Raw genomic sequence first — 2859 nt, 5'->3', positions numbered from 1 at the left:
GGGACGCCCATCCCACTTTCAAGAGTGGAAGTTATTTCATTCTCATTCCTTACTTAACAAACAGCATTTCTTGATAAGTAGGCAGAGGCCACAAATCATCAGCCACTTCACCTTCCAGAGCATCCGCATACTTGCGAACCTCATCCATCAAAGGACGAATTGTTTGCGAAGCATACTGCATATGGTCTTCTGTCGAAGCAAAATCGTGCTTGCTCAAAGCCGCGCTCAATTTGCTCGCAGTATCCATCATGGACTTAACTAGCACCGCTACTTTTTCGGCACTTTCCTTTTCCATTTCAATTCCAATCTCTTTCAATTTAGAAATCGTGCCGGAAAGTTCAGCTAAATACCTCAACGCTGCGGGGTAAACAATGGTTTTTGCCATGCTTATTACCAGTTTTGCTTCGACTTCAATTGCCAGCAAATACTGCTCAGCATAAACATCGTAACGGCTTTCCAATTCAACTGGAGTCAGAACACCTGTCTTTTCAAACAAGTCTTCAATGTATCCTTCCTTCAACACGGGTAAAGCATCTGCCGTAGTCCGCAAGTTAGCTAAACCCCGTTCCTCAACGGCCATTTTGTGCCATTCTTCCGAATAGCCGTCGCCACCAAATACAACCGCACCGTGCTCGTCCATCACTTCTTTGAGAATGGTTTGGATGGCAGCATTCAGTTCAGTTCCCTTAGCCAAATCGCTTTCTAATTTGTTAGCAATCCAGTCCAAAGAATCTGCAAGAATTGTATTCATCGCCACCAGCGGCCCGGAAACAGACTGACCGGAACCTACGGCCCGGAATTCAAACCGGTTTCCAGTAAAAGCAAAGGGCGAAGTCCGGTTTCTGTCTCCAGCATCCTTCATGAAAGTAGGCAGTGTTTCTACACCTAAGTTCATAATTCCCCGACCTTTAGAGTCCTTAACTTCTCCCCGGCTAATTTGCCCGAAGATATCTTCTAATTGCGAACCCAAATAGACAGAGATAATTGCTGGTGGAGCCTCATTTGCACCCAATCGGTGGTCGTTGCTGGCAGTAGCAACTACCGCGCGCAATAGCGGCCCGTATTTGTGAACTCCGCGAATCACAGCGCCGCAGAAGACTAGAAATTGTATGTTCGAGTGCGGTGTATCGCCTGGGTCTAATAAGTTTCCTTGGGTGGCGTTACCGACCGACCAGTTGACGTGTTTGCCAGAACCGTTAATGCCGGCGAAAGGCTTCTCGTGCAGCAAACACATAAAACCGTGTTTCTTCGCAGTGTTGCGGAGAATTGTCATGGTTAATTGTTGGTGGTCGCTGGCGACGTTTGCTGCTTCAAAAACTGGTGCAATTTCAAACTGACCGGGAGCGACTTCGTTGTGGCGGGTTTTGGCAGGAATTCCCAGCCGGTACATTCTTTCTTCTACTTCCTGCATGAAGACTTGAACGCGCTCTGGAATCGCTCCAAAATAGTGGTCGTCAAATTGCTGACCTTTGGCAGGAGCTTTGCCGAAAAGGGTGCGACCTGCTAGCAGTAAATCGGGGCGGTTGTTGGTGAAATTGGAATCTACCAGGAAGTATTCTTGTTCGGAACCGCAACTGGAATTTACCGGAGCAATTTCGGTATTTCCTAATAGCTTTAACACTCTAGTTGCTGCTTTGTTCATGGCGGCAATGGAACGCAAAAGCGGCGTTTTCTTGTCTAAGGCTTCACCTGTCCAGGAGATGAAAACAGTGGGAATGCACAATGTCATGCCGTTGTCGGTTTCCATGACATAAGCAGGGCTGGTGACATCCCAGGCTGTATATCCGCGAGCGGCGGCGGTGGAACGGATGCCGCCGTTGGGGAATGAGGAGCCATCGGGTTCGCCTTGTACGAGAACTTTGCCTGCAAATTCTGAGATGACGGAGCCGTCGCCTTGCACTGAGATGAAACCGTCGTGCTTTTCGGCAGTACCGTTGGTTAGCGGGTAGAATACGTGGGCGTAGTAGAGGGCTCCTTTGGAAATAGCCCAATCTTTCATTGCTACTGCAACTACATCAGCTACGGAAGCATCGAGTTTTTGGCCTGTTTGAACGGTGTTTTTTACTGATTTGAAAATGCTTTTGGGCAGACTTTCTTGCATCTTGCTCAGAGTAAAAACGTCTGTTGCCCACATATCTTCTAGCCGCTTGGGAGGCCGACTAGGCATCAGTTTGCGGTTGACGATTTGAGAAATTGCTTGAACGCGCGATTCGTTTCCACTCATGGTTATTTTTATTGGTATTGCGGGACGAGTAGTTGAGAAAAAATAGATGTTAGCAAAAGTCTAACGATTGACGAATATGTTGGATTTACCCAACGTTTTTAGTCAAAGCTAACTTTTGGGAGAATGCCTTTTTGGCAGACTCTAAAAGATTGGAGGAGCGATGCACAATGACTTCGCCGTCCATCGGGTGTGACAATCCAGTGTGAGATGCGGTTGGATTTCGGTTATTAGCAAGAAGATAGATGGCAAGAGCCTGTACAAACTTGAGTCAACATTATAGATGTCTGCACTGCACAAATTTAGTAATTAATCTTCACCCTGGTCAGCTCAAAAATTTTGTGCGAATCAATTCCGATGAATTCAGGTCAAAACTACTTATGGTTTTTAACGGTTCGACGATCGATAAATCGCAGTCCAGCAAACAACGCACTCGTTTAGGAGTTTTGGAGAATTATGGAGAGTACACAATCTACACTTGGAGAGTTTAAACAATCATTAACTAAATAAATGTATCGCAGGCTACAGAATTTTATGTTTTTTTTCAGAAAGGCCGATCGCACCGATCGCGCACAACCGCAGGATTCCAGTGTAACAAGGCATGGGGCATGGGGCATATCGATTTTAGATTTTAGATT

At 46.3% G+C, this 2859-nt stretch carries 1 protein-coding gene; it reads right to left on the bottom strand.

Annotation, left to right across the window (positions count from 1 at the left end; translation table 11 throughout):
* Positions 1-49 precede the first annotated feature (49 nt).
* On the bottom strand, positions 50-2224 hold the full coding sequence (locus QUA50_RS02290) for a glutamine synthetase III (protein WP_333260639.1): 2175 nt from the start codon (positions 2222-2224) through the stop codon (positions 50-52).
* Between the last annotated feature and the right edge of the window lie 635 nt (positions 2225-2859).

Origin of the sequence: Microcoleus sp. M2_D5, from assembly GCF_036701935.1 — a bacterium.
In the GTDB taxonomy this organism is placed as follows: Bacteria; Cyanobacteriota; Cyanobacteriia; order Cyanobacteriales; family Microcoleaceae; genus Microcoleus.
This window is presented reverse-complemented; position numbering and strand designations above follow the sequence as displayed.

What these genes read in the sequence shown, in the direction of transcription:
- QUA50_RS02290 (WP_333260639.1), bottom strand. Translation starts at nt 2,224, where the DNA reads ATGAGTGGAAACGAATCGCGCGTTCAAGCAATTTCTCAAATCGTCAAC.